At 47.0% G+C, this 26,424-nt stretch carries 24 protein-coding genes and 4 pseudogenes; 8 read left to right on the top strand and 20 right to left on the bottom strand.

The features are described from left to right. Positions 1–8: 8 nt before the first annotated feature. The 6 genes and pseudogenes from LO777_RS00130 to LO777_RS00105 form a co-directional block, all read right to left on the bottom strand. Entirely contained in the window at positions 9–857 is an 849-nt protein-coding gene (locus LO777_RS00130) for a DivIVA domain-containing protein (RefSeq protein WP_228855572.1), read from the bottom strand. Positions 858–890: 33 nt separating this feature from the next. Then, a pseudogene (locus LO777_RS00125) lies at positions 891–1,189 on the bottom strand (YggT family protein). Between the two features lie 195 nt (positions 1,190–1,384). After that, positions 1,385–3,324, bottom strand: a pseudogene (gene metG / locus LO777_RS00120) (methionine--tRNA ligase). A 59-nt stretch (positions 3,325–3,383) separates the two neighbouring features. Beyond that, on the bottom strand, positions 3,384–4,298 hold the full coding sequence (locus tag LO777_RS00115; RefSeq protein ID WP_228855571.1) for a PSP1 domain-containing protein: 915 nt from the start codon (positions 4,296–4,298) through the stop codon (positions 3,384–3,386). Between the two features lie 112 nt (positions 4,299–4,410). Beyond that, positions 4,411–5,445, bottom strand: coding sequence for a DNA polymerase III subunit delta' (holB, locus tag LO777_RS00110; RefSeq protein ID WP_228855570.1), 1,035 nt, complete (start codon positions 5,443–5,445; stop codon positions 4,411–4,413). 15 nt (positions 5,446–5,460) lie between these two features. Further along, positions 5,461–6,501 carry a 3'-5' exoribonuclease YhaM family protein gene (locus LO777_RS00105; RefSeq protein WP_228855569.1) on the bottom strand — a complete coding sequence of 347 codons (1,041 nt, stop codon included), beginning with the start codon at positions 6,499–6,501 and terminating at the stop codon, positions 5,461–5,463. A gap of 580 nt (positions 6,502–7,081) precedes the next feature. Between LO777_RS00105 and LO777_RS00100 the strand changes: the two genes are divergently transcribed. Further along, the gene (locus tag LO777_RS00100; protein ID WP_228855568.1) at positions 7,082–7,624 is read left to right on the top strand and encodes a glycine cleavage system protein R; all 543 of its coding nucleotides are present in this window, start codon (positions 7,082–7,084) and stop codon (positions 7,622–7,624) included. Between the two features lie 268 nt (positions 7,625–7,892). Next, positions 7,893–9,275, top strand: coding sequence for a PFL family protein (locus LO777_RS00095; RefSeq protein ID WP_228855567.1), 1,383 nt, complete (start codon positions 7,893–7,895; stop codon positions 9,273–9,275). A 354-nt stretch (positions 9,276–9,629) separates the two neighbouring features. Here the strand turns inward: LO777_RS00095 and sqr are convergent, their stop codons facing one another. Continuing rightward, positions 9,630–10,853, bottom strand: coding sequence for a type III sulfide quinone reductase, selenoprotein subtype (gene sqr, locus LO777_RS00090; RefSeq protein WP_419724108.1), 1,224 nt, complete (start codon positions 10,851–10,853; stop codon positions 9,630–9,632). Between the two features lie 33 nt (positions 10,854–10,886). After that, positions 10,887–11,816 carry a DUF1641 domain-containing protein gene (locus LO777_RS00085; protein WP_228855565.1) on the bottom strand — a complete coding sequence of 310 codons (930 nt, stop codon included), beginning with the start codon at positions 11,814–11,816 and terminating at the stop codon, positions 10,887–10,889. A gap of 422 nt (positions 11,817–12,238) precedes the next feature. On the opposite strand from LO777_RS00085, the pseudogene LO777_RS20840 reads away from it, so the two are divergent. Further along, positions 12,239–12,380: pseudogene (locus tag LO777_RS20840) on the top strand (methyl-accepting chemotaxis protein); the annotation flags it as partial. 270 nt (positions 12,381–12,650) lie between these two features. Here LO777_RS20840 and LO777_RS00075 read toward each other — a convergent pair. After that, positions 12,651–13,079, bottom strand: coding sequence for a hypothetical protein (locus LO777_RS00075; RefSeq protein WP_228855564.1), 429 nt, complete (start codon positions 13,077–13,079; stop codon positions 12,651–12,653). 316 nt (positions 13,080–13,395) lie between these two features. Between LO777_RS00075 and yaaA the strand changes: the two genes are divergently transcribed. After that, positions 13,396–14,163 (top strand): peroxide stress protein YaaA, encoded by a 768-nt coding sequence (yaaA, locus tag LO777_RS00070; protein WP_228855563.1) that lies wholly within the window; start codon positions 13,396–13,398, stop codon positions 14,161–14,163. A gap of 101 nt (positions 14,164–14,264) precedes the next feature. Here the strand turns inward: yaaA and LO777_RS00065 are convergent, their stop codons facing one another. The 10 genes from LO777_RS00065 to htpG form a co-directional block, all read right to left on the bottom strand. Next, on the bottom strand, positions 14,265–14,654 hold the full coding sequence (locus LO777_RS00065; protein WP_228855562.1) for a hydrogenase maturation protease: 390 nt from the start codon (positions 14,652–14,654) through the stop codon (positions 14,265–14,267). Between the two features lie 136 nt (positions 14,655–14,790). Then, complete coding sequence (locus LO777_RS00060; protein ID WP_228855561.1) at positions 14,791–15,267, bottom strand: hypothetical protein; 477 nt, start codon at positions 15,265–15,267, stop codon at positions 14,791–14,793. Beyond that, positions 15,264–15,515 (bottom strand): 4Fe-4S dicluster domain-containing protein, encoded by a 252-nt coding sequence (locus LO777_RS00055; RefSeq protein WP_228855560.1) that lies wholly within the window; start codon positions 15,513–15,515, stop codon positions 15,264–15,266. Before LO777_RS00055 ends, LO777_RS00060 begins: the two co-directional genes overlap by 4 nt. Positions 15,516–15,519: 4 nt before the next feature. Continuing rightward, positions 15,520–16,932 (bottom strand): Ni/Fe hydrogenase subunit alpha, encoded by a 1,413-nt coding sequence (locus LO777_RS00050; protein WP_228855559.1) that lies wholly within the window; start codon positions 16,930–16,932, stop codon positions 15,520–15,522. Positions 16,933–16,935: 3 nt separating this feature from the next. Next, on the bottom strand, positions 16,936–17,865 hold the full coding sequence (locus tag LO777_RS00045; protein ID WP_228855558.1) for an NADH-quinone oxidoreductase subunit B family protein: 930 nt from the start codon (positions 17,863–17,865) through the stop codon (positions 16,936–16,938). A 22-nt stretch (positions 17,866–17,887) separates the two neighbouring features. Continuing rightward, positions 17,888–18,382, bottom strand: coding sequence for a hypothetical protein (locus tag LO777_RS00040; RefSeq protein ID WP_228855557.1), 495 nt, complete (start codon positions 18,380–18,382; stop codon positions 17,888–17,890). Positions 18,383–18,646: 264 nt separating this feature from the next. After that, entirely contained in the window at positions 18,647–19,267 is a 621-nt protein-coding gene (locus LO777_RS00035; RefSeq protein ID WP_228855556.1) for a YqaA family protein, read from the bottom strand. After that, complete coding sequence (locus tag LO777_RS00030) at positions 19,248–19,925, bottom strand: protein-L-isoaspartate(D-aspartate) O-methyltransferase (protein ID WP_228855555.1); 678 nt, start codon at positions 19,923–19,925, stop codon at positions 19,248–19,250. Before LO777_RS00030 ends, LO777_RS00035 begins: the two co-directional genes overlap by 20 nt. Further along, a complete protein-coding gene (locus LO777_RS00025) occupies positions 19,891–20,286 on the bottom strand; it encodes a hypothetical protein (RefSeq protein WP_228855554.1) in 396 nt (131 codons plus the stop codon). The genes LO777_RS00030 and LO777_RS00025 overlap by 35 nt, the downstream gene beginning before the upstream one ends. A gap of 267 nt (positions 20,287–20,553) precedes the next feature. Further along, the gene (gene htpG / locus LO777_RS00020) at positions 20,554–22,425 is read right to left on the bottom strand and encodes a molecular chaperone HtpG (protein ID WP_228855553.1); all 1,872 of its coding nucleotides are present in this window, start codon (positions 22,423–22,425) and stop codon (positions 20,554–20,556) included. Between the two features lie 424 nt (positions 22,426–22,849). Between htpG and LO777_RS00015 the strand changes: the two genes are divergently transcribed. The 4 genes and pseudogenes from LO777_RS00015 to LO777_RS19860 all read left to right on the top strand — a co-directional run bounded on the left by LO777_RS00015 (position 22,850) and on the right by LO777_RS19860 (position 24,928). Beyond that, positions 22,850–23,533 carry a metallophosphoesterase family protein gene (locus LO777_RS00015; protein ID WP_228855552.1) on the top strand — a complete coding sequence of 228 codons (684 nt, stop codon included), beginning with the start codon at positions 22,850–22,852 and terminating at the stop codon, positions 23,531–23,533. Then, a pseudogene (locus LO777_RS19870) lies at positions 23,530–23,799 on the top strand (NAD(P)-binding protein); the annotation flags it as partial. The gene LO777_RS00015 and the pseudogene LO777_RS19870, both read left to right, overlap by 4 nt. A gap of 92 nt (positions 23,800–23,891) precedes the next feature. Then, positions 23,892–24,422: a protoporphyrinogen/coproporphyrinogen oxidase gene (locus LO777_RS19865; protein ID WP_268907483.1), complete on the top strand. Its 531-nt coding sequence runs from the start codon at positions 23,892–23,894 to the stop codon at positions 24,420–24,422. After that, positions 24,389–24,928: a protoporphyrinogen/coproporphyrinogen oxidase gene (locus LO777_RS19860; RefSeq protein WP_268907482.1), complete on the top strand. Its 540-nt coding sequence runs from the start codon at positions 24,389–24,391 to the stop codon at positions 24,926–24,928. The genes LO777_RS19865 and LO777_RS19860 overlap by 34 nt, the downstream gene beginning before the upstream one ends. A gap of 55 nt (positions 24,929–24,983) precedes the next feature. On the opposite strand, the gene dnaA is transcribed toward LO777_RS19860, so the two are convergent. Continuing rightward, complete coding sequence (gene dnaA / locus LO777_RS00005; RefSeq protein ID WP_228855551.1) at positions 24,984–26,324, bottom strand: chromosomal replication initiator protein DnaA; 1,341 nt, start codon at positions 26,322–26,324, stop codon at positions 24,984–24,986. Between the last annotated feature and the right edge of the window lie 100 nt (positions 26,325–26,424).

The raw sequence follows: 26,424 nt of genomic DNA, 5'->3' as shown, positions 1-26,424 counted from the left end.
CCGCCTGGTCAAGGCAGTTCCATGTCAATATTGTCTATATCATCGGGATCAACACTTTCGACCTCAGGAATCTGTATGGATTGGAAAAGATCTGAAAAATCATCATCCGTTTCACCGAAGCTGTCAAGCTTCTGCAGATAGGTGTTGAGTACCGCTTTCAGTTCATCCCGAACCTGAATTTTCTTCTGCTGTAATTCTTCAATTTCTTTTGGAAGATGGGCCAGTTCCGCCTGGGCCTCTTTTCGGAATTTTGCCACATCGGCCCGTGCCTGCTCCATGAGTGCCGCGGCTTCCTGTTCACTGGTCATCTTGAGATTGTCAGCGAATTTCTGGGCAGCAAGAATAGTTGTTTTGAAATCAAGTCCTTCCTGTTGCAGCTCCCTGTTTTTCTCCTCCAGCTGCTCCAACCTGGTTCGCAATCTTTCGATCTCTTCTTTTTCTTCGGCAAAGCTTTCACTCCTGGCGCCGAGTTCCTCTTCCAGTTTTACTATTTTTTCAGAGGCTTCACGCTTTTCACTCTCCAGGGTTGCCACCATACCTTCCAGTTCCTCAACCCGGACCTTCAACTGGTCTATTTGTTCATCTTTCTGTCTGTACCCTTCCCGGATTTCAGCCTGAACAACCTCATTGCTCTCCTGGTTTTCCCGGAGTTCATTTTCAAGCTTTTCTTTTTCTTCCCGCCATGTTTCCTGCTCCGTGGTGAAGGATTCAATCTCTTCCGCCTGGACACGGTTCTGCTCATGCAGCTCAAAATAATCTTCGGCAAGCAGCTCCAGATACGACCGTACTTCGATAGCATCATATCCTCTGAACTTTATCTGAAACTCCTGATCTTTTATTGCCTGAGGTGTTAGCATGTCTGCCTCCAATTTGAGTTTAAAACGTAGTTTCTATCCCATTCCCATTGCTATCTGCTTTAAAGTCTGCACCAGAAAACTCTGGAGAAACATGATGATTAAAATGAGAACCATCGGGAGAAATCCATTCCGCCCATGCTCATGGGCAGAATTCTTCGTATTTTACTTAACACAGGTTCGGTAATCTCAACAAGGAACCTGACAATGGGATTGTACGGGTCAGCCCCCACCCAGGATATAACAGCTCTTCCGATAATGGCCCACATGTACAGTGTCAAAAGAAAATCCATAAGTTTGGCCACAGCCATCAAAAAATTATTCACTACAAACATCCAGCTCTCCTCTATATTTTATACCTAGTGTCTGTCCAGAAATGAGATTTATTTGTTCAAGTTCATGGAGCATAGGAAAATAAAAAGCGCAGCATATTAGGCAGATGTGAGCATTTTTATTTTTCGTAGCGACGCAGAAATCGGGCAAAAAGGCCATTTATGGACAGGCACTACCTAAATCCTGCACTTCCAAAATCAGCTGACAGCAGTTCCAGCAGCAACATGTTCGCCTACACTTGTAAGCACGAGGCGTTCCTTTCCATCTCTTTTTTCCTTTGCGGCAAGAACCATTCCCTGGGATTCAATACCCATCAGTTTCACAGGTTTGAGATTGGCCGCAATAATAACCAGACGACCAACCAGATCCGCAGGTGAATAGAATTCAGCAATTCCTGCCACAATTGTTCGTTCTTCCGGAGCCCTGACGATCAATTTCAGCAGTCGGTTCGATTTTTTCACAGGCTCGGCCGTCATAATCTCAGCAACCCTGAGATCCAGCTGGCGGAAAGTATCGATTGTAACAAGGCCGTCCTGTCCCGATTCCTTTTTTTTCGACTTCTTTTTCTGCTCTGCTTTTTTCCGGGGTTTTCCGGAATCCTTTTTCTCCCGAACCAATCGGGGAAACAAGGCTTTTACAGGCTTCAACTCTGCGCCTGCTGTAAGTACACCCCATTTTCCACCCTGCTCAAGCAGGTGGACATCATTTCCAGTCGTGTCAAGTCCGAGTCCTTCAAACATCCTGGCGGCGGCCCCGGGCATCACCGGTTGCACTACCAGGGCAATAACACGCAGACACTCAAGCAGATTGTAAAGCACATGATCAAGCCGTTCACTTTTTTCCGGTGCACCGGCAAGACTCCAAGGTTCATTAGTGACAATATATTTATTGGCCAGTCCCACAACCTCCCAGACAACCCCAATGCGCGATGAAACTGGAAATCTGCCATAGCCCTCCGATAAAGAGGAATCATCTTTTCCACGGCCTCCCGCAGCAGGCTGTCATCATCTTTTCCACCGTTCACAACAGGGACTTTGCCGCCACGGTATTTTTTCACCATGGCCATGGTCCTGGAGTAGAGATTACCAAGATCATTGGCAAGATCAGCATTCTGCCTGGCAATGATCGCCTCCGAACTGAAAGATGAATCAAGCCCGAAAGACATTTCACGGAGCACAAAATACCTGAATGTATCAATACCATATTCTTCCACCAGCTGACGCGGGCGAACCACATTACCGATACTTTTTGACATCTTGGTATTGTCCACATTCCAGTAACCGTGGACGTGAAGCTTTTTGTAAAGCGGGGCCTCCATGGCCATCAACATCGTGGGCCAGTAGATCGCGTGAGGTTTTAAAATATCCTTGGCAATCAGATGTTCCGCCGCGGGCCAGAACGTTTTATAGTTTTCTCCATCAGGATAATTCAGGCCGGTGACATAATTTATCAGGGCGTCAAACCAGACATAGGTGACAAAATTCTCATCAAACGGCAATTCTATTCCCCAGGTCAATCGGGATTTTGGCCTTGAAATACAGAGGTCTTCAAGCGGTTCACTGAGAAAAGAGAGCACCTCGTTACGATATCTCTCCGGAGTGATAAACTCCGGATTGTTTTTGATATGATCAATTAGCTGCTGTTGATAGTTGGACATCCGGAAAAAATAATTCTGTTCAGCAATTTCCTTCGGTGGTTTCTGGTGATCGGGGCAATTCCCGTCAACCAGTTCCTTTTCCGTAAGAAACCGTTCACACCCCGTACAATACAGGCCCGTATATTCATCAAAATAGATATCACCCTTATCGTAAACCTGTTGCAGTATAGCCTGCACATTGGCCATATGATCCGGGTCCGTGGTGCGGATGATATTGTCCGGTTCCACCATCAGCAGCGGCCAGGTATCCCGGAACATGGCGCTGATCTTATCCACATATTCTTTTGGTTCTATACCTTCATTTTCAGCGGCTTCCGCGATTTTATCACCATGTTCATCCGTCCCCGTCTGGAATCTGACATTTTCCCCGCACAGGCGCCTGAAACGGCTGTAGGTATCAGCAACAACAGTCGTATATGCATGACCAAGATGGGGTTGAGCATTCACATAATAGATGGGTGTAGTTATATATGTCGTCATAAAAAAACTCATTTTTATTGCTGTATGATTATCCCCCTGATTCTGCAAAAAGATGCAGATTAAGAGTTACCCCTGTCCTTCTTTTTTTTCCTGTCCCTGCCTGTCGTTTTTCTTTTCTGATGCCGGTACTGCTTCCACTGGTCCCTGGGCAGAGTAATCTCTTCTCCCGATTCATTTTCAACCAGTATCGTTTCCTGCAGAGGATTTTGCCGTTTGACCCGAAAATGTTCATTGTTTATAACAATTCGTTTCCCCGGTCTGGGCATACCTTTTCTCTGCTTCTTATAGGTATCATACTCGTAGGTCAAACAGCAGAGAAGCCGGTTACAGACACCGGATATTTTCGCAGGATTCAGAGGCAGATCCTGCTCTTTGGCCATTTTAATTGAGACAGAATCAAATTTTTTAATAAAAGAAGAACAGCAGAGTTCCCTGCCGCAAGTACCGATCCCGCCGATCATTTTCGTTTCATGCCGAACACCAACCTGGCGCATTTCCACCCTGGTACGAAATTCCTGAACCAGGTCTTTGACCAACGCTCTGAAATCAACACGATTGTCAGCTGTAAAATAAAAAACCATCTTACTGCCGTTGAAAAACCGCTCCACCCTCACCAGCTGCATACTGAGCTCATGCTTTTCAATCAAGCCCCTGCAGATGGAAAAGGCCCGAGCTTCATGCTCAGCGAGATGGCTGTACTTTTCTCTTTCTTCATCACTGGCCAGACGACTGATTTCAAAGGTTGCCCTGCTGACCTGCCCTCGGCATCCTGTAAGGGACGGCCTTCCGACAATCTCGGCAGGCTCGAGACCATGATCCGTATCAACCATCACCACATTGCCTGCGGCAAGATCCGGTTCAGGAAAGGAAGCCGAAAACTGCTGACCCTCCTCCCGGAACTGTATCCGGTAAAAGGTCTTTCCTTCTCCAGTTTCCGACCTCACACTCGATTCTTCTTCACTCATTTCCGTCATATAGTACCTGAGATCATTTGGAGCCTGCACTTTCAGACTACCCCTGAAATTACCTTTTCACCTGAATCCTGCACTTCGACAAACTGCCAATTGCAGGGTTTAGGCTTCACCATTATGAGTAAGGCATTAAAGTCACGCCTGTTTTACCAGATTCCAGTAACCTGAACAACACTATTTCACACACCAGGAGTCTGTTGCAGTTCCTGGCCAACGCTTTTTCAGCCATTTCAATGGCCTGCAGTTTAGCAAAAACCAGCTCGGAACTCCAGCTTTTCGACACTCTCTGCCCATTGCCCAACGATTCCCCGAGACCTTTCCCAGCCAGGGAAGTATTCTGTCCACGAACCAGCATATCACGAAGCCACATTTTAAGAAAAATAAGCAGTTCACCCAGGTCATCTTTCAATGCGGCCATTTTTTCCGCCAGATCCAGGGTCACGTCAAGATCCATCCCTGTTTCCCTGGGTTGATGCGACAAATGCCCGATGATCTCCCGCCAGAGCTCAATCAGCTTTGTCTGTTTCAGCATAAGCGCCTTCCCAGGACTCCCCTCTGCAAACCTGGCGTAGAGATAACTCTCGTCACCACTGATTCCAAACTGTTCAAGAATCAAGCGAGTCTCTCCCTCTGACAGGCGAAAAAACGGAACCACCTGACAACGGGATATCAGGGTAGGCAGAATCTCCCTGGAAGATTCGGCGGTCAAAATCAACAGGTTGTTTTCCGGCGGTTCTTCCAGAGTTTTCAGAAGACTGTTTGCCGCCTCCCTGCGCATCAGATGGACATCTTCCAGGACAACCACACGTCTGGCGGCCTCGTATGGCGGATAGGTCAGTTCCCGGCTCAATTCCCGGACCCTGCCAATGCTGATGCCGTTTTTTTCAGGACTCACAACCAGGAAATCAGGATGATTTGCCGAGAGATATTTTCTGCACGAGGCACATTCCCCACAGGCTGTTGAAGCTTCTCCTGTTCGGCAGTTCAGGGCCGCAGCCAATCCCCGGGCAAAGAGTTTTCTCCCGATTCCATCCGGCCCCCGAAATATATAAGCATGGGGAATCCGGCCTCCAGCAAGAGAACGGCGGACCATCTTTTTTGCCTTTTCCTGGCCCAGAAGCTGAGTATAACAGAGTATGGAGCGATTCATTAATCTTGTATCCTGTCAATCTGGTTCCGGTCCAGGAAAAAGAGACGGTTGACGACGATTGACATCCTTTTTCTTCGTGTCTGTCTGCTCAGTTTTTTCCTTGAAACCTCCAAGGTAGAGATACCTCTCGAGAGTTCTCTGATATTCAGTCCATTCCATATCTTCGCTGTTCATCTTCCGACGCAACTGTTCTATCAGGTTCATCTTCGCGTCAAGATCATCAACAAAACTGAGTATCATAGCCTCAACAGTCATCGGCACAACAGGAGAACCGAATTCCTGCCGACCATGGTGGCTGAGAATCAGATGCTGCAACTGTACAAGCAGGTCTCCCGGAAAATTCTTTATGCGTTCTGCCGTTCTTCCCACCAGTTCGCAACCGATAACAAGATGCCCCTTCAGCCTGCCTGGCACAGTATACTCCACCACACCATCATTTGCCTGAAGTTCCTTCAATTTGCCGATATCATGGAGCAGAGCTCCGGTAAGGAGAAGGGAACGGTTCACACCATCGTAATGATCCGCCAGGAGATGACAGAGTCTGGCCATGGAAAGAGAGTGTTCGAGCAGGCCACCGATATAGGCATGGTGAATTCCTTTTGCTGCGGGGGCATCACGAAAAATCAGCAGATCATCTTCCCTGCCGAAAAAGCGACCCAGAAGTTTTTTAAGGTACGGGTTACTGATGGTCCTGATAAGTGAAGACAGCTCATCCGCCATTTCCTTCCTGTTCCTGGGTGAAACCGGGAGGAATTCCCCTAGATCCACTTCCCCACGGGGTACAGACTGAACCCGCTCAACTTTCAGCTGAAGTGCATCCCGGTACGACTGTATCACACCGGAAATTTTTATTATAATTCCGGGCTGGCATATTTTCTGCATTTCAAGAGCATTTTCCCACACAGGACCACTGACCTCACCACTTCTGTCCATTACAGCCAGGATGAGATACGGCTTCCCCGCCTTCGTCTCTGCGAGGCGTGCCGACTTGACAAGGAAGAGATCATCAATCCGATCTCCCTGTTTCAGCTGCTCAATAAATATCTTTTTTTTCATTCTACCCCGGATTACAATTCGTTCGAAAACGATTCCCATCAATTTGGCAACACGTTACAGTAGATGATCTCGTAAAAAGTCGTTCAACGTTCTCAGATGGACTCTGGAAAAACTTCGATATACAAGGCGTGGCGGTGTCGTGTAAGCGCAGGCGTACATAGAGTACGTCGAGCATTACACGATCACCCCACAACGCAGTAGATCGGAGTTTTTACGAGTCCATCACAGTAAATATTTGCGGATAATAACCTCTGTAAAAACAAAAAAGCAAGAATGGAACCTGAATCCTGCACTTCGGTGCCTCGTATCTTTGGCAAGATTGCCAATTGCAGGATTCAGGCGAAAATAAATTAACCGAAAAACCGTCAAAATATCCTATTTTTCCTTCTTTCGTCTGAAAAAAACTTTTTGTATTTTTCAAAGGTATCATATTCAGGTCTTGATCAAATCAGGAATCAATGCAATAATGGCTGACTCCGTCATACCGGAATCTTGAATTCATAATACATCAATCCTGAACTTTAAAAATGCAGGACCGAGAAAAACAATAGAACTCATCATACTTCTAATGAAAAAACAAATGATTATATCGGTAATGTCAAAGGACAGGCCTGGAATTATTGCCTCCATTACCGGCGCGATTTTCAAGCTGAACGGTGACGTGGCAGATCTGAACCAATCCGTTCTCTGTAATTATCTCAGTATGATTTTAAGTGTCTCCTTCCCCGAAAATGTCAACAAGGAAGATCTTATCGCAGCCATTTCCCATATCGAAACAGAATGCAGGTTCGAAGTTTCCATAAAGGAAATCAGCCCCGAAGAGGAAAAAGTTCAGCCGCCGGAGGAGACATATATCATGACCGTCCAGGGCCCCAACAGGGGTGGTCTTGTGCATGGCATCAGTCAGTTCTGCTACGACTATAATATCAATATCCTGGACCTGGTAACCACCCTGAAAGACGACCAGTACACCATGGCACTCCAGCTTGACTTAAAGAACTGTACAGTTTCACTCAAACAGATCCAGGAAGCACTGGAAGAGTATTCGAAACAGAGCGGCCAGAATGTCATGATGCAGCACAGCGATATTTTTCAGGTGACCAATGAAGTCACCTTTCATTAACACCTAAATCCTGCACTTCAGAAAATGAAAAAGATAACTTTTTATTTTATATCAAAGTATTATGTAAAAACAGAAGGCAAGTTCATTCACCGATAAGGTGAAACGATTTTTTCATTTTCTTTGCCCTGCGGGATTAGCGACTTTACCGAATCTGCTTTGTTATCTAATGGCTTGAAGTATGCAAATACGTCAGCGCCATTGATGCCTCGCATCTTCGATAAACTCACTGATTGCAGGATTTAGGTAACAGAAACAGGAGAAAGCCGGTATGCTCCGTTCAGACCAGATAATTGCAACCGTGGAGATGATCCAGAAAGAAAATCTGGATGTCCGTACGGTGACCATGGGTATAAATCTCCTTGATTGCCGGGGGGAGTCGGTACAAAGTACCTGTGAAAATATTAAAAAACGAATCAATACCCTGGCAGGAAATTTTGTGCCGACCTGTGATGCGATCAGTAGAAAATACGGCATTCCCGTTGTCAACAAAAGAATTTCCGTAACCCCCATCGCCTTTGTGGGAGCCGGTTTTAAAAGAGACGGTTTTATCTCGATCGCAAAAAGCCTCGATGAGGCTGCCACCGATATCGGCATCGATATTCTCGGAGGTTTCTCAGCCCAGCTCGAGAAGGGAATGACAGCCACTGACCGGGAATTTATCGCTGCTCTGCCTGAGGCTATTGCCGAAACTGATAAAATCTGCGCTTCAGTCAATATTGCCACGACTCAGAAGGGCATTAACATGGACGCTCTGGCCATGATGGGTACCACCATCAAGGAACTCGCTGAAAGAACGGCCGATTCCGGTGGCTTCGGGGCCGCCAAATTCGTTGTATTCTGCAATCAGCCCGGGGATAACCCTTTTATGGCAGGTGCCATTCATGGACTTGAAGAGGCGGATGCGGTTCTCAATGTCGGCGTCAGCGGGCCGGGTGTCATCGCCCGATCCCTTGAACGGCTCATCGACAATCATCCTGAAAACGGAACACTCCAGCTGGATGAACTGGCAGAAGAAATCAAGCAGACCACCTTCCGGGTCACCCGCTGCGGAGAGTTGATCGGACGGGCTGTATCAAAATCCCTGGGGATAGAATTTGGTGTAGTTGACCTCTCCCTTGCCCCCACACCCACCATCGGGGACAGCGTCGGGGAGATTTTCAAGATTCTCGGCGTTGATGCCGTGGGTGCCCCTGGATCCACAGCCATTCTTGCCATGCTCAATGATGCCGTGAAAAAAGGTGGCATCTTCGCCAGTAAAACAGTGGGAGGGTTGAGCGGTGCCTTTATTCCGGTAATGGAAGACGCAGTCCTCGCGGAAGCTGTTGGCAACGGCTCCCTCTGCATTGAAAAACTGGAAGCAATGACCTGTGTCTGCTCTGTGGGGCTTGACATGGTGGCCATCCCGGGCTCCGTTGACAGTGATACCATCTCCGCAATCATCGCCGATGAAATGGCCTTGGGAATGGTCAACTCAAAAACCACTGCGGCACGGCTCATTCCAGTTCCCGGCAAGGAAGCAGGGGAACATGTCAGTTTCGGCGGGCTCTTTGGAGCAAGCCCCATTATTGAAGTGAAAAACGCAGGACAGTCCGGCCGTTTTATAAGTTGGGGCGGACGAATTCCAGCCCCCATTCACAGCTTTAAAAATTAACACAAAGATCAGGAGAAATGCAGTTAAAAGGAGTTTTTTGAATTCCCGATGGACAAAAAAAAGGGGTGAGCATAAACTCTCTCACCCCTTACTCCTCGCACCTTACTCTTTACTTTTAGCCCGCATTTCTCATGAACATTGTGTCAATTTTGAGATGAGCTGTAGAATACAAATAATTAGCCAACTATCAGTAGTCGAACAAAATTGACACAATGTTCACCCAAGGTCAGCCCAGGCGACGCCATCTTCTGCAATATTTCAACAGTAAATATAGGCCACTATTATTTACTCTTGAAAATTTTGTAGCTGACGCCGCCTGAACTGATGAAAAATGCGGGTTAGAACGCCTGAATATCAGCCCCGGTCCTTTCCTTCCATCATCAGATCCGGCGGCCCAAGCCAGGTACCTTTCAGCAGCAGATTAAAATAGGCCCATTTGAACATCAGCTTGGCCATATGGTTAAGTTCCGTTTCCCTGAGCAGGTTCAGCGGACCAACTGCCGGAAATGGATATTTTCCTGTAAGAGGTTCAGTGTCATAGTTAAAATCAATTATGTAGGCTTTCCCGAAGCCTGATTCTATAAATCAGACCGCATGCCCGTCGGACCGGGCATGTTGTTCACCTCCGGAAATGAAAGCCATGATATTCTCATGAAGCACATCACCCTGGAAATGGGCAACAGCTCCCGCTTTTGAAGTGGGTACGTCTGTCCCGTCACCCAGAACCCATACGTTGTCATAGCCTTCAGGTTGCAAGGTATGTTTATCCACAGGGATATAACCCATGGGATCAGAAACATCCGAATCGATCATAACCTGGGCGCCGAAATTCGGCGGAATGGACACCAGCATATCGTAATCAACCTCGGTACCATCGTAGGCCTGAATGACCTTCTTCTCATGATCCACCGATCCCAGGGAAAAGTTTGGCGTAATTTTAATGTTTTTATCGTGACAGGCACTGGTCAGGACTTTTGTTGCCACGGGCTTGGTAAAGGCCCCGGCAAGAGGTGTTACAAACTCAATCTCCACCTTGTCCCGAATACCTCTTTCATGGAAATACCAGTCAGCCAGAAAGGCAAATTCAAGGGGCGCCACAGGGCATTTTATCGGCATCTCCGCAATATTCACCACCAGTTTTCCACCGGTAAATTTTTTCAGCGCCCTGCCGAGTACCTGACAGTCATTGTAGCGGTAGTAACCGTAAATATCCTTTCCCCAACCCTCCTGAAGACCTTCAACTTCCTCCGGCCTGATATCACAGCCTGTGGACATCACGAGAATATCATACTTGAAGATTCCTTCAGTAGCCGTTGTAATCTCCTGCTTGTCCCAGTCAACTCCTGTAATTTCAGAGATAACAAAATCAATTCCCGGCTTGATAAACTCCCGCCGGCTCCTCCTGATATCCTTTGGTTTATTGATATCAAACGGCACAAAAAGAAAGCCGGGCTGGTAATAGTGAACATTATCCTTGTCGATCAGGGTAATGGACCATTCTTCATCCAGGTCGCCCCGCATCTTGTTGGCCATCATGGTGCCTCCTGATCCCGCACCGAGTATGACTAATTTTTTCATGATTCCTTTATTCTCCTTATCGTTCGTGCCCTTTTATATCTTCTGCTTTTCTCCATTCATTCTGCACGTATGAAGACAGGCTCCAATTGTCTGCAGAATCATGAAAATAAAGCCGATTGCTTCTTTGACCTTGGGATCGTTCATCTGTTTAACCATGCCCATGAGCCCCACCGGCTCAGCACTCGACAGGTCCAGATTTTCAATGGCCCGACAGATTTCGTTGACCTGTTCTTCACTGCAGTCCAGTTTCCTGAGTGCCGCCATGGACGTTCCGGCCAACCTGACAAGGCCACTTTCCTGCTGCAGGCTGTCAAGCCAGATATTCATTCCATTAATAATATCCGTCTCCTTCATCAGGACACCGACCTCCTTGACCAGCTCAGTAAACGGCTGAATCATATTCAACAGATCGCTCAGAGTATGAATGTTCAACAGAACCGTATGCAGCAGATCCCCGAGCTTTTCCGCCTGGAATTCACCCTCATGGAGAGAATTCAGAAACCTGACAATTTTGGGATACATAAGCCGGAGAACCGGAGCCATCTCATCCCTGAATTCCACCCCGGCCTTCAGCATATCCAGACCTTCTCCCATGGTATCCAGGTTTGTTATGGCCTTGCGCATCAGAATAGCCAGTTCATCAATATGGAATTCACTCTCCACATCAGTCAGGAACTGTACACTTTTGGGAAAAGCCGTACTCTTTTCCCCGTCTTCACTGCTGACACACCTCACAGCTTCGCTCAACTCCTCCACACTTGCAAGCAGTGTCGAGGACAATTTCAGGAGCCTTTCCTTTGCCTGTCCGTTTTCAACATCCTGCAGGAATCCGACTGTCGCAGGACGAGTTGATTCGAGAACAGGTTCAAGATCACGCCTCAACTCCTGAAGAACATCTTTTTTCAATGATCTCACTTCATCGCTGAGAGCATCCAGCTTCTCCAGAATCAACGCTTCATTCATCGTATTTCACTCACCGGTTAGAATTGCAGAAGAACCACCATGTAGTAATACTACCATGTAGTAGCACACTCTTTGGAATATGTGAAGAGAAAAAGAAATGTTAAAATATTCTTAAATTCTTTAACACTGCTCACACCTTCTTAAAGAGAAAAATATTTTCTTATTATTTTAAATTGTTAACCGAAAATACGACACAAATACCCGTGATTTCCCACTCCTTAAATTGATCAGGGGTGAAAAAGCTACCAAATATAATTTGACAATAATTCTTCTTTACTTGACACTCGTATATACATATCTGAAACAACGTGAATAAACATATTCACACGGTGCCCGGCACATACAATGAGCAAACATGTTAAAACTGAATGAAGGATATCAAAATTCAGACCCTGGAGAACGCTACCCAGGAAACAAGTTAGGTTAATGAGGCGATAACCGAAATATCGGAACAAACAAATCTTCTGGCACCCAATGCGACTTTTGAAGCCACCTGGGCTGGTGAAGCGGGCAAGGGATTTGCAGTGGTTGTCAACGAAATCAAAGATCTGGCAGGGCAAACATCGGGAGGAAACAACTCAAATAGTGAAAAGGTGAATATAAGCTCTGAAGATTTAAGAAAACTGGCCGGACAATTGGCCGAAATGATAAATCAATTCAAGTTATAATTCATTAACAGGAAAGTGGTCACAACTACCTGTGACCACTTTCCTGTTTAGCTGATGACGTACGACCGTCTTCTGTACTGTTTCGACAGTAAATACAGGTCACTAATTAACCACCAGGTAGGGGAAGACTCCAGGAACTTTGAACCTGAGACCGCCTGAAGTTCCATTATTTTCCCGCGGCCATTCCCGCTTCTTTCAACCGGTCAACAAGGTAGGCAGCAAACTGTTTATCATCTTCAAACATATCAAAACAGTACCCATCGCTTCCGGAAAGCCCACCCGGAATAACCTCTCCTCTCCCTTCTGGGTCCGTGATCATATCGCCGTAAAAACAAACGGACAACCAACGTTCTGCAGGGTCATCATCAATAACATCAATAATGGCAAACAACTCTCTGTCGGTCTGTCTGATATGCTTTGGCCTGATGGAAAAACTGACACCGGGCCGGGCGACAAACGTAAGCTCTACATCCTCCATGGTTTTTACAGTATCAAAAAAAACCTGAAACCAGTTCTTCATCGGCTGCTCCCCTTCACCGCCCCATTCACCGAGGAATGCTTCGATTTCTGATTCCACCGCTTTCTTTTCCGTCATTTTACCCTCCATATATTTAAAATGATCTGATACCCCTGGAAACGTAACTGGTCACAGGATTTGTAACTCTGTGTTTTCATCTACCTTACCCCTGATCACTTACTATAATACAGCTCCTCTTTTCATACCAAAAACAACCTGGCCCCGTAATATCTTGATGATTTTCTTTTGAAGAATCTACTGAAAATAGAGTACTGTGTAAGACAGGTTTTTTCAAGACAATCACCACTCCTTTTCATTGTTGGCAGCCAGGCAAAAAACGGGCAGTAAAAGCCCTGTGTCCAGTTGCCAACACAATTTATCCGAATTCGCTACAATGCTCCTTATTCTTGCACCTTCCAAAACACAGACCTTCAATGGACGGGATTTCCCCCTCTATTTTCAGCCACTCTTTCCAGACAAAACTGAGTTTCTGGTAAACCAACTCCAGACCATGTCAAAGGATGAACTGGCAACCATTTTGAAAACCAGCAGAAAACTGACGGAAACAACTTACGAGCGTATCCACAGTTTCGAATTACCCCTGCAGAAAGGCCATGTTCACCAGGCCTTTTTCACCTTCCAGGGAGATGTTTACAGTGGAATAGCAGCAGAGTCATACAGCAAAAGCCAACTCCTGTACTGCCAGGATCATATCTTTATTCTGTCGGGACTGTATGGAATTCTGCGTCCTCTTGACCTCATGCATCCATACAGACTGGAAATGGGAACAAAACTGGCCACGAGCAGGGGAAAAAACCTCTATCATTTCTGGAGTGATACCATCACTGAAGAAATAAACAGAACACTTAAAGATACGGGGTCAACCACGGTCGTCAATCTCGCTTCAACCGAATATTCCAGAACAATTCTCAAGAAAAAGCTGCGTGGAAAAAGAGTGGATGTGGTTTTTCAACAGAAAAAAAACTCTGTTTACAAGACAATTCCCATCCATTCCAAACGGGCCAGGGGATATATGACGCATTTTGTCATCAACAATGCCATTGAAAAAGCAGAAGACCTCAAAAAATTCGACCTCGAAGGTTACAGATTTCACTCCCGGGATTCAACAGAACTGTGCTGGGTATTCAGGCAAAGCAAGTAGTCCGCATTTCCCATGAGCATTGTGGCAATTCTGATATGGCCTTATACATTTACAAAGTCAGCCTGGCTGGCTTCAGTATTTTTTACTGGAAATACAGGATACTATTGTTTACTACAGGTAAGGGAAGACTCAGAAAAACTTTGAACCTGACGCCGCCTGAATTCAGAAGAAATGGGGGACAGGAGATCAAGCACCTGACCCATGGCAGGATCAATTGCCGCAGCAACTTCATCACTCATCTCCGCTCCCAACTGATCAAACCGGTGTCCCTCTATTCCCACCAGGTACATTTCAGCCGGCACCTTTTTCGGATAGATCCTGAAAGCAACCTCTACAGCTTCCCGTATTCCGATTCCATGCCCGCTGACAGGACGGCTCCCGAGAGATGGGATTTTATCCCAGGGTAATTGATGCACTGTTCCCGGGGGAAATCCCAGCTGGACACTGTCAACCACCACGAGAATCCGCTCTCCCCGCAAATGTTCCAGCAAATCCATTCCCCGAGACCAAGATATTCTACTCGGACACCTGAGGGTACACCGTGCAGTTTCAGTCGCTTATAGACAGCAGCACCGACACCGTCATCACCGACAAAATCATTACCGATACATATGACAAGACCTTCAGTCATCGCCTCTTCAACCCGCTGAATACCAAATTAAAGGTGCACTGTTCACCGGTGGAAACAGTTCGTGGTCGTACCGGCATACCGACCAGTTCAGCCACTATTCCCGCAATATAGTAGTGAAACATTTGACAGGTCTGCCCGTCTATCTCCATTTTCCTGTTCTCACACACGCTGCCGATGGGACACTGGTTGATAGTAATTGCGGCTTCCGTCCCATCAAAATGTCCACTCAACTCCAGCTCCTGCATTGAAAAAACACGGACAAGCTCCTGAATAACCTGCTCGGGGCTGTTATCGGTCAGGTAGACCGGTAGATTTACCGCCATTTTCCTCCCGGCTGCGACCGCCAGTGACGGCGTTGATTTACCGACGAAAATAGTGATGGTCTCCACAAACATATCAAGGAGAAACGAGACCTCTGTAAACGCCTTGTCATAGTCTTCCAGAGTCAGGTTCAACTCATTTTCCGTTATCATAAAAATTTCCCCATCCGACGACTGAATTGTATGTTACGATAAAAATTCTTCACAACATGATGATTTCTATGGGTGATAGCGAGTGACGGGCAGATATAGGCACAACTCAGACACTCAATACAACTCGCAATCCTTGCCACAACTGCTTTCCTGCTTTCCTCGTCAAACTCAAAACAGTCAGTCGGACAAACTTCAAGACATAACCGGCAACCACGGCAGGCCTTCTCATGAATAGTCATTTCCAGCATCTCACTACCTCCTGATTCTCCTGATCACCTTGTTATTGCACCGTATTTCAACCTCCAGTGCCATTCTTCCTATAGCATGAGTGGAACAGGCCAGGCAGGGATCGTAGCACCGCACAACAAATTCGAGATTATTCAGTACCTGTTCATCATTACTGCTGGTTAAAAGGCTGTTACCGCTCTGTTTGAGTGAACTGTTGATGGCTGCAGTATTCTGCTGGGTGGCAATTATCATATTTGCCTTTTTCACGAGCCCTCTTTCGTCAATTTCATAATCATGAATCAACGTTCCACGAGGTGCCTCGATATGGGCAACACCTCTTTTACCAGCAAAAGAAGCCTCCACCCTTGTTTCCCCCCGCAAAGCCGGATCATTAATCAACTGATCCGCCCGCTCACAGGCATATATCAGTTCTACCAGTTTGGCATACATCTGAACGACACTGTTATGGCATGGCGAATTAAAACTGTTTCTAAACTGTTCAAATTCAGCCTGGGCCAGGGGAGTTTCAATTCCATCTATCACGTTCAACCGGGCAAGAGTGCCGACACGGTACATGTTTTCAACATTTTCATGGAGAAAATAGACCTCCTTGGCATAGGAGTAGGTAACGGCACGCTCCACCAGACACCGATCATATTCACTTGCCTGAAACTCTTTTCGGATTGCACCGTTTTCATCCATGCTGCGCAACATCCCGTCATAGAAATCAAGTTTGCCGTCACTGACATTACCCAGATACCATGACGGCTGATTCTGACTCTCCAGTAGCCGGGGGTTGGCATCGAAAAGACGAAATAAAAATTCCCTGATCTGCCCTGCAAGCTCCGAGCAGAGTTTCACCGTTTCAGCCGTCAACTCCTGCAGCCGGGAAAATTGTCCGTCGTTGAGAGAAAATGAAATTCCTCCGGCGACCGCTGTCACAGGATGAATTCCCCGTCCCCCAATAGCCTCATTTATTTTCTGTCCCAGGCTGCGAAGGCGGAGTCCTTTTTTCGTCAGCTCCGGTTCCACTTCCGCCATCCCGACAATATTTCTGCCAGCATCCTCTCCCTGCAGACCAAAAACCAGATCTGGTCCGGCAAGAATAAAGAGGGACAGTGCATGGGAGTGAATCACATGCCCCATATACATAAACTCCCGCAGCAACTTCCCCGCCTCCGGTACAGTTACACCGGCCGCTGTATCAAGAGCCTTTGCAGCTACAAGGTGGTGGGCGGTAGGGCAGACCCCGCAGATACGCGCTGTAACCTGGGGCAGTGTATGAGCTTCCATGCCTACCAATATTCTCTCAAAACCCCGAAGCTCATTAACGCAGAAAAAGGCATCTTCTACCTGACCCGTTTCATTGCAATCCAGGAGGATACGGGCATGCCCTTCTATTCTTGTTACAGGATCAATTCTGATTGTTCTGGACATCTTTTATTCCTCTGATTCGGCTATCCATTTCCTGACAAGAAATGTAGGTTTCTGGCCAATCATTTTTGTGGCCATTGCATAGGCATAATATGTCTTGGCTGATTTTTCCATTTTCTCCCTGATAGTATCATAGGAGATTGCAGTCAGTTTCGACATACGCTCGCTCACCTCTGTTCTGATATCCCTGGTGGGTTCAGTGAGGATCTGCATAGTCGGTCCTGCACAACCTGTACAGGGAATCCCATGGGAGGGACAGGGAGACAGGCAGCGGTCGAGGGTAACGGAACCCAGACAGATATAGCCCTGGCTGAGGAAGCAGACATCGTCTCTGGCAATTCCCTCATGACTATCCCGAACGGCGGTGACTTCACTTTTTTCCATTTCCCTGTTGCAGCCTGCGCATACCGTTTCCTGGACAACCCTCGGTTCTGTTCCATTTACAAGAGAAGAGAGCGCCTCAAAAATAAACCGGGCATGGGGAGGACAACCAGGAAGGTACAGATCCACATCTATCACCTCATCAATCGGTATCACCATTTTTTCCAGGGATGATATGGAGTTGCCTGGAATAAGATCTGTTTTCGTTGTAGGGCTCTTCCTGTAGACATGGTTCAGGATTTCTTCCCTGCTGTGTGCAAGGCCGGCACCATGGAATCCCCCATAGACAGCACAGGTACCAAAAGCAATAATTGTTTCACATTTCTCACGCATTTCAATAGCGGCTTTACGATCATGTTCTGTCCTGATGGCACCGGTGACAATACCGATATCCGCCTCCGGATACCCTTTCTCATCTGTCAGTACCGGGCATTTCTGAATTTCTATGGATTCCATAACCCGCAGCATTTTCTCATGCAGGTCGACAATCGCCACATGGCACCCACCACAGTCACACAACCACTCGCTGTTCAGGCGAACCTTTTTTTCACTCATCTTTTCCTCCAAAAAGATCCCTTCAAGCCGCAACCGTCAGTTTTTTCAGGCAACTGTTCTCACCGGCATGTTTAATCGTCAGTGTCGCTTTTTTCCCCATGATAGACTCCAGGGCACCCGCAAAAAAACCATACATCATATTGCACAGGGAACCCTGCTGGGGATGTCCGAAACGAAAAAGGGCCTGCCTGATCATGCAGTCTCGGAAGACCAGAAGCATTTCAAAATCACCCTTCTCATTTCTGAAAACAAACTCATCCTGCCCTTCCGGTCTAAACGGTTCGAATCCCCAGAGACAACTGTTGGCAACCAGTATATTCCTGACTTCTTCCACTGCCTCCAGCAAATCATCTGTCTTCCTGGCATCTTCAGAAAACTTTCTTCCCAGGTTTCTCCCTGCCGACATGGTCATACTGTTGGCCCCACGGCCAAGAATCGGTTCTATTCCGGCAGATAACGCTGCCATGAAATTCATTGTTTCCTGGAGGGTTCGTCTTTTTTTCAGTATTTCTTCCACTCCCTGCTCCTTTTTCCATCAACTCCATCAGGTTATTAAACATCCCACCACTGAAGATGTTTTTGCCAGAGTTGGGATCTTCATTGCCTGTTGTAGGTGAGTCATTCGGTCCGGCCATACCGGTTTATGCGCGCTCACAAATTCAGGGTATAGAAAGAAAATGGGAAATTCAAGAAAAATCAGGCAATATTGACAGTGTCAAGGGATTCTAACAAATACAAGCAGCCAAAACGAGACCAATAGGCACTTTTTGCCCAATCGCGATTAGAGGAAATACTTAACCAGGGCAAAACCCGCGACAAGAAGAACAACAAAAAGAAGGGAAAGAACATTAAAATAACGATTGATAAACGTCTGTATCCAGGGACCGAACTTACGAATAAGCCCTGCCACCAGGAAAAATCTTGCAGAGCGTGCCACCAGCGACACAATCATAAATGTAAAAAAATTAGAGTGTACAAAACCGGCCGTAATAGTGAACAGCTTGTACGGAATGGGAGTAAAGCCAGCTGTACCCACTATCCAGACATCATACTCCTTGAAATAGTGTTGCACCATTTCATATTTTGCAGACAAGCCATACCATTGCACAATTGGCATACCAACGCTATCCATAAACCAGTAGCCCAGGCCATACCCGAAAGCACCCCCAAGAACCGATCCAACTGAACAGATTGCAGCATAGCGAAATGAATTCAGTGGGATTGCCACACACATGGCAATAAGAAAAACATCAGGCGGCAGGGGAAAAAAAGAAGATTCAACAAAAGCAATCAGGAAAAGTGCATACGCACCGTATGGACCACTGATCCAATCCATACACCTGTCATACAGTCCATGTATAACGCTTTTTGAGCCAATGTCTTCACTTTCCACTCCAGCCATACTCCCCCACCAGGTCTACAAACCGGACATTTGCAAGTCGCCTGGTCTCAACCTGCCCATCCTTTTTCACCAGCAGTTCAAGCCCCTGGGTATGCCTGTCCCCAATTGGAATAACAAGCCTTCCCGGATCGGCGAGCTGATCAATAAGCGGTTGTGGAATTTCAGGCCCACCTGCTGTAACAATTATTGCATCATAGGGGCCATGCTCCGGCCATCCCAATGTGCCATCATCCAGTTTTGATCTGATATTGAAATATCGCAGCCGGTCAAAAACTTTCCGGGCACCGGCCAGAAGGGAATTAATTCGCTCAACTGTATAAACTCTCCTGCACAACTTGGAGAGAACGGCGGCCTGATAGCCTGATCCTGTGCCGATCTCAAGCACACTTTCACTTCCACCAAGCTGCAGGGATTGTGTCATGAAGGCTACAATATAAGGTTGGGAAATAGTCTGTCCAGCACCAATGGGCAGTGGATAATCCCCGTAGGCACGACCACCCATGGCATCATCCACAAAATAATGCCGGGGGACTTCACCCATTGCGGCAAGAGTTCGCTCATCAGTTATATTACGACTAACGAGCTGTTCTCTCACCATTTTTTCTCTGCTGGTTACATACCGATCACTCACTTTTTTTCTCTTGCCAGGAATAATCATCAGCCCAATCCAGGTCATCCTCATCAGTACGCAGATAGACGCACTTCGTGACTATACCGTTTTTCAAAGTCACAACCAGGCGACTGTACTCAGGGGAGCCAAAATATTTTCCGGCGTAGGGCACTCTCTCCAGAAGGGTCATATCCTTTTTGGTATACAACCATTTCTCAGTGCCATCAGGCTCAAGCTGCTGCTCATCTGGATCACCAAGATAAATCAGGACATCTTCACGGGTTGACTCTCCGACTTTCAACAAAGCCGCATCAGATGCCAGATGTCGTACAGGTTTATTATAGCAGCCGGACAAAAGGGACAACAGGCACAGCAGAACCACAACAATACGCAATTTTAAAAAAGACATACTCTCTCCGGTTATCCATCTGTAACCTAAATCCTGCACTTCGATACCTCGTATCTTTGGCAAGATTGTCAATTGCAGGATTCAGGTGTAAATTTTCAAGCCATGCCCCTTACCCTTACACTCCATGCCACTTCTATAGCCTGAACGATATTTTTTATCAACGAATAAGTGGCTGCAAGAGAAGGCTGCAAGAGGTGAAAGCCCTCATTTTACAGCCCCTGCCCGGCAACGATATCGCTTCCGGGCTTGCCCGCATTTCTTATCAGTTCAATCCACTACCCGGTTGAGAATCCTATAGTTCCTCTCAACCATTTCAAGGGGATCCACCACCAGACCCGCCTGAATCATAGCGTTATCGTGAATCTGCTTCACCACCTCGGCAGCCAGCTTCTCATCTTTTTCACGCAACCCGGCCAGTTTGATAATCAAGGGATTTTTCGGATTGATTTCCAGGGTTTTCTTTGATTTTTCCCCCGCCATAAGCCCCTGGTCCTTTCGGCTGGCAGCAAGAATCCGTTCCATTGAAGAGGTCATGAAACCATCAGGATTAACAATCATGGCCGGCGCATCCACCAGCCGTTTCGAAACAACCACATCGGTAACAACCGCGTCAAGTTCCTCCTTCATCCACTGAAGAAGTGCATCGATTCCTTCCTTGTCAAGGCTGTCACCATCATCACCGACCTCATTTTCCCTGGCATCCTCCTCATCCTTTACCAGTGAAAGATCGGCCCGATCTGCTGAAACAAGTTTTTTGCCATCAAATTCGGCAAGATGACTGAGAACAAAATCATCGATTGGTTCAAGGGTATAAAGAATTTCAATATCCTTTTTCCTGAACATTTCCACATAGGGACCGGCCTCAATCGCCGCCCTGGAAGGCCCGTTGATATAGTAGATCTCCTCCTGGTCGGGATTCATTCTCAGAACATAGTCCGCCAGGCCGACAGGTTTGCCATCCTCCGATTTGGAGGATTCAAAGCGAAGCAGTTTCCCAAGCTCCTTCTGGTATTCGTAGTCGCTGGTTACACCTTCTTTCAGATAAAGACCAAATGTTGACCAGAATTTACGATACTTCTCTTCATCTTTTTTCGCCTCTTCATCCAGGTATTTCAAGAATCTCTTGGTAATTACCTTTCGCAGTTTGGCAACCAGGGCATTATCCTGTAGTGCCTGCCTGGAAATATTAAGCGGTAGATCCTCGCTGTCCACCACGCCCTTTAAAAACCTCAGCCATTCCGGCAGGATATTTTCGGAATGCTGGTCAATGAGAATTCTCTGGCAATAGAGATTGACGCCCGGTTCAACTCGACCAAACCCGAGAACCTCAAAATTCTCCTGGGGAACAAAGAGAAGAGCATTAATCGCCAGGGGAGCGTCAGCGGAAAAATGCAACCTGTACATTGCTTCCGTGGTGGCATTGCCGATGAACTTATAAAAATCGGTATATTCTTCTTCAGTTATCTCACTTCGGTTTCTGGTCCACAGGGCCTGAACCGTGTTGACGACTTCCCCTTCGAGTTTTATGGGAAATGAGACAAAGGCCGAATACTGTTTAATGATCGACTCGATCTTCCATTTCTGCGCATATTCCTTCGCATCATCCTTTAATGCGATAATAATCTTTGTTCCCCTGTGCAGCCCCTTCATTTCAGTAATGGTAAAAGATCCTGAACCATCGGAAACCCACTCATGTCCCTCGCTGCCGTCCCAGGAACGACTCTGGACCCGAACCTCTTTTCCAGCCATGAAGGCAGAGTAAAAGCCCACACCAAACTGCCCGATCAGACTGATATCTTTTCTGGCCGCTTCAACAAGTTCCGACAGAAAGGTATTGGATCCTGAATGGGCAATAGTGCCGAGATTATGCTCAAGCTCGTCACGAGTCATGCCGATTCCGGTATCGGTAATTGTCAGGGTCTGTTTCTTCTCATCAACATCTATGGTGATCTCAAGCGGTACGTGACCATCGAAGACATCAGTTTTTGTGATTGACTCATGCCTGAATTTTTCCAGGGCATCGGCCGCGTTCGAAATCAATTCCCTTACAAAGATATCACGCTCGGTATAGAGTGAATTGATGACAATATTGAGCAGTTTTTTGGTTTCCGCCTGGAATTCATGCGTAGTTGTTTCCATATTTCACCTCATTTTTATCGTCTGTACAGGTAAGAAAAGAAAATCCTTTCCATTGATTTTTTTTATAATTTCGGCCAAAATGTTAAGCATCGAAGAACAACTGTCAAGAGTTTCAGTAGTGTCAACTCTCTTCTTCTCAACACTCTGTGGACAGTCCAGTTTCCTCTTGGATTTATATGAAAGTGGAGTAAAAAAAATTCTGGCTATCGCATTACTTTCATCGTTCGTTGTAGCTGTGACCCACATTTTGATCCAGCAACGCTGGTTATGGAGCCATAAAAACCGTGACAATACTGAAGCTTTTATTAAACACATTGAAAACCGGCATATAAATGCAACTGATCACGGTTTTTGCTGCCCGTTTTCATAAACCTGCTGAATTTTTGAGCTGTCCCTTACTGTTAATAACGTTCCCGGCTGACCTATGAAAATAATTGCCTTTGGTGATATCCACATGGCCACATCCCGGGTCGGAACTATCCCGGAGATCGAAAAAGCTGATCTGATCCTGCTCACCGGCGACCTCACAAATCACGGCTCCGAATCTGATGTAAGAAAAGTGCTGGACGAGATAATAACCATTAACCCCCGGATTCTCGCCCTGTTCGGCAATCTGGACAGAAAATCTGTCAATACATGCCTCGATCAGCTCGACATCAACCTGCATGGCCAGGCAAGACTGATCGGCTCAAAGCTTCTCATCCTGGGAGTCGGAGGCTCAAATCCCACCCCCTTTAACACACCTTCGGAATTTTCAGAAAAAGAGCTGGCGACTCTCCTGCAGGGAGCATGGAAAAAAGGCAGCAACCTGTTACAACAGATAGAAAATGATACAAGCAACAAAATACCCACGATCCTCGTCTCCCACCCACCTCCATACAACACGACAACAGACCGGGTTCGAAGTGGCCGCCATGTGGGTTCCAAAGCGGTAAGAACATTTATAGAACAGCACCAACCTGATATCTGTATCACCGGACATATTCACGAATCAAAAGGTGCAGACCGGATTGGTAACACACGAATTTACAATCCCGGCATGCTGCAGCATGGTGGCTGGGTAACACTTTATCTCAAACATTCTCAACTTCACGTGACACTGCAATGACCAGAAAACTCGATACTGTTATTATAGGGGGAGGACTATCCGGCCTCACCACCGCCCATATACTCAAACAAAAAAATCCGCGCCACCGCTTTGTGGTTCTTGAAAAAGAAGCCCGCACAGGCGGAGCTGTCCGCTCCTTTTGCCGGGATGGATTTATTGCAGAAATCGGCCCCCACGGCTTTCTTGACAACTGTCCGGAAAGTCAAAAATTACTGAATGAATCGGGACTGAGTGCGGAAACGGTAAAAGCACCACTAATCGATTTTGTGCGCTACGTCTACCTGAACGGTAAACTGAACCTCATACCCCAGACCCCGCGGAAGATATTAATGGCCCCCTTATTCCCTGGACCGCAAAGTTGCGGATCCTTGGAGAACTTTTTCGCTCTCCTCTTGAGGGAGAGCCCACTGTTGCCAAATGGGTCCACCACAGGTTTGGACCGGCTTTATTACCTTATGTGGATGCCGTCTTTACCGGCACTTATGCCGGGGACTGCGACAGACTGACCATTGACTCTGTCATGCCTGGTGTTCGTCACCTGGAACGGGAGGCAGGCTCTCTTCTTCGTGGACTGTTTAAAAAAATGAGGGAAGAGAAAAAAAGGAAAAAAGGAGGCTCCCTGAAAATGCCGGCCATGATCAGTTTTTCAAATGGCATGAGACAACTCCCGGAGAAACTGACGGAAAAACTACAGCAGGGAAAAGAACTGCAGACAGCCTGCCGGGCTATGACGATAAAAAAAGAAGGCAATAACTGGTATGTCAGTACGGAAAAAGAAACTTTTTCGGCAAAAAATCTGGTTCTGGCACTGCCGGTAAACCAGGCACTTCAGCTCCTGAGACCGATCACTCCGCCTTGCCCCTCAACTCGATTCCTGAAGCTAAAATAGCCACTGTTGTTTTTGGATTCACCAGTGAAACAAGACTCCCGCCCGGTTTCGGCTATCTTATTCCCGAATGCGAAAAACGCTTTACCCTCGGTTCACTCTTTTCATCCAACATGTTTCCCGGCCGGGCCCCGGAAAATCATATTCTCTTTGAGACCCTGGTCGGTGGCAGACGTCATCCGGAAAAACTTGAGTTGGACGATCCAACTCTGATATCCAAGGCTTACGATGATGTGAGGACAATACTCAAGATCAGAGAGGAACCCGTTTTCACAGAAGTTCTCCGACCCCGGTCCGGTATTCCCCAGCTCGAAAGAGGTTATCCTGCCCTCCTCAACTGGCGATCAACAGTCCAGTCATCACTGGCTGGCCTCTATATTTGCGGGTTTGGCTGGGAAGGGATCGGTATTAACGACATGATAAAGCACGGCAGCAGGGTTGGTGAAGCGATTCTCGCCAGAGATTCAGTTGCAGAAACTGCCGCGGAAGTCAAAGGCATTTATTTTTAGCCCACCTCTCTCATAAATTTGCAAACAGCAACACAATATTCATGGGAAACGCGGGCTAAAGCTGCTTTACCTTATTGCTCAACAGGTCCAGCTGGGCAGAGATGGATGTGTCCCGGATAGCCTTGTTTGACACAACCTTGATGGCATGCAGCACCGTGGAATGATCACGGTGCAGTACCTTACCTATATCGGCAAGAGAATCATCAGTATATTTGCGGGCCAGATACATGGCCACCTGCCTGGGAAAGGTAATCGCCCTCTTTCGTGATTTTGATCGCAGGGCATCCATGCTCACATTGAACTGACAACTGACCAGTTCACAGATAAGCTCAGCAGAAAGCTGCTGTTCGACACCTACTATCGTGGTCACGACTTCTCTCAGAAGATCAAGATCCACATGTCCTCCGACAAGTCTGGCTTTGGCCCTTATGGCCCTCAGGGCCGACTCTATCTGCCGGACATCTCCGCGAATATTATTCGCCAGGTACTGCACCAGTTCCTCATCGAGACACAGCTGCTGCTGGGCCGCTTTTTTCTCAACAATACGAGTCCGTGTAGCAATGTCAGGTGGCTGGATGCTGGTGACAAGCCCGGAAGTCATCCGGGATCTGAACTCATTATCAATCCCTACCAGATCCCTTGGAGCACTGTTGGCTGTAACGATCACCCTTTTTCCGGATTTAATCAGAGAATCAAGAACCTCATTCAGCTCTTCCTGGGTTTTCTTCTTCCCCGTAAGCGAGTGAACATCCTCCACAAGAAGAATATCGCAATGTTCCAGGTATTTTGATTTGAAATCATCCATAGTATTGGTTTTGATACCACGTACCATCTCCGCAGCAAACTGCCTGGCAGTCACATAATGAAGTCTCGTCATCGGCGACTGGGCCAGAACCTGATGGGCAACCGCATGGGTCAGATGGCTTTTCCCAAGCCCTGTGGAGCTGTTGATATAAAGACAGGGACCGACGGAGTCGTCCTGAGCCACCATGGAACGACATGCTGATTCAGCCAGAATATTACTCTCTCCCACCATAAACTCATCGAAGGTATACCTGGGATGAAGAGCCTTGAACCTGGATTTGTTCACAGGAACCGACGGCAGCCGCAACTGTCCTCTTTTGGGAGTATGTTTCATTGCGATTGGAGTCGGGAGACTTTTTGAACCCGATTCGCAGAAAACAATGCGAAGTGACGACAGACCATGTTCACTGGCCTTCTCCTCAATAATTTCAAGAAAATTCTGTTTTACATAAGCACTGAAAAATCTGTCCGGACTTGATAGGTAAAGTTTTTCCTCCTGCAGCTGCACAAACTGCAAAGGCTCAATCCAAAGATCATAAATATTCCCCGCCAGGGTGCTTTTCAGACTCTCTTTTACCTTTTCCCAGACCATAAATATTCCCTTCCATCGCTTACAGGCCGCCAACCCTTGTAACAAACATTGACAACCCTAGAAAAACACTACCCAGAAAAACCTTAACTCAAGGAGGGCA

The organism is Desulfomarina profundi (assembly GCF_019703855.1).
GTDB lineage: Bacteria > Desulfobacterota > Desulfobulbia > Desulfobulbales > Desulfocapsaceae > Desulfomarina > Desulfomarina profundi.
This window is presented reverse-complemented; position numbering and strand designations above follow the sequence as displayed.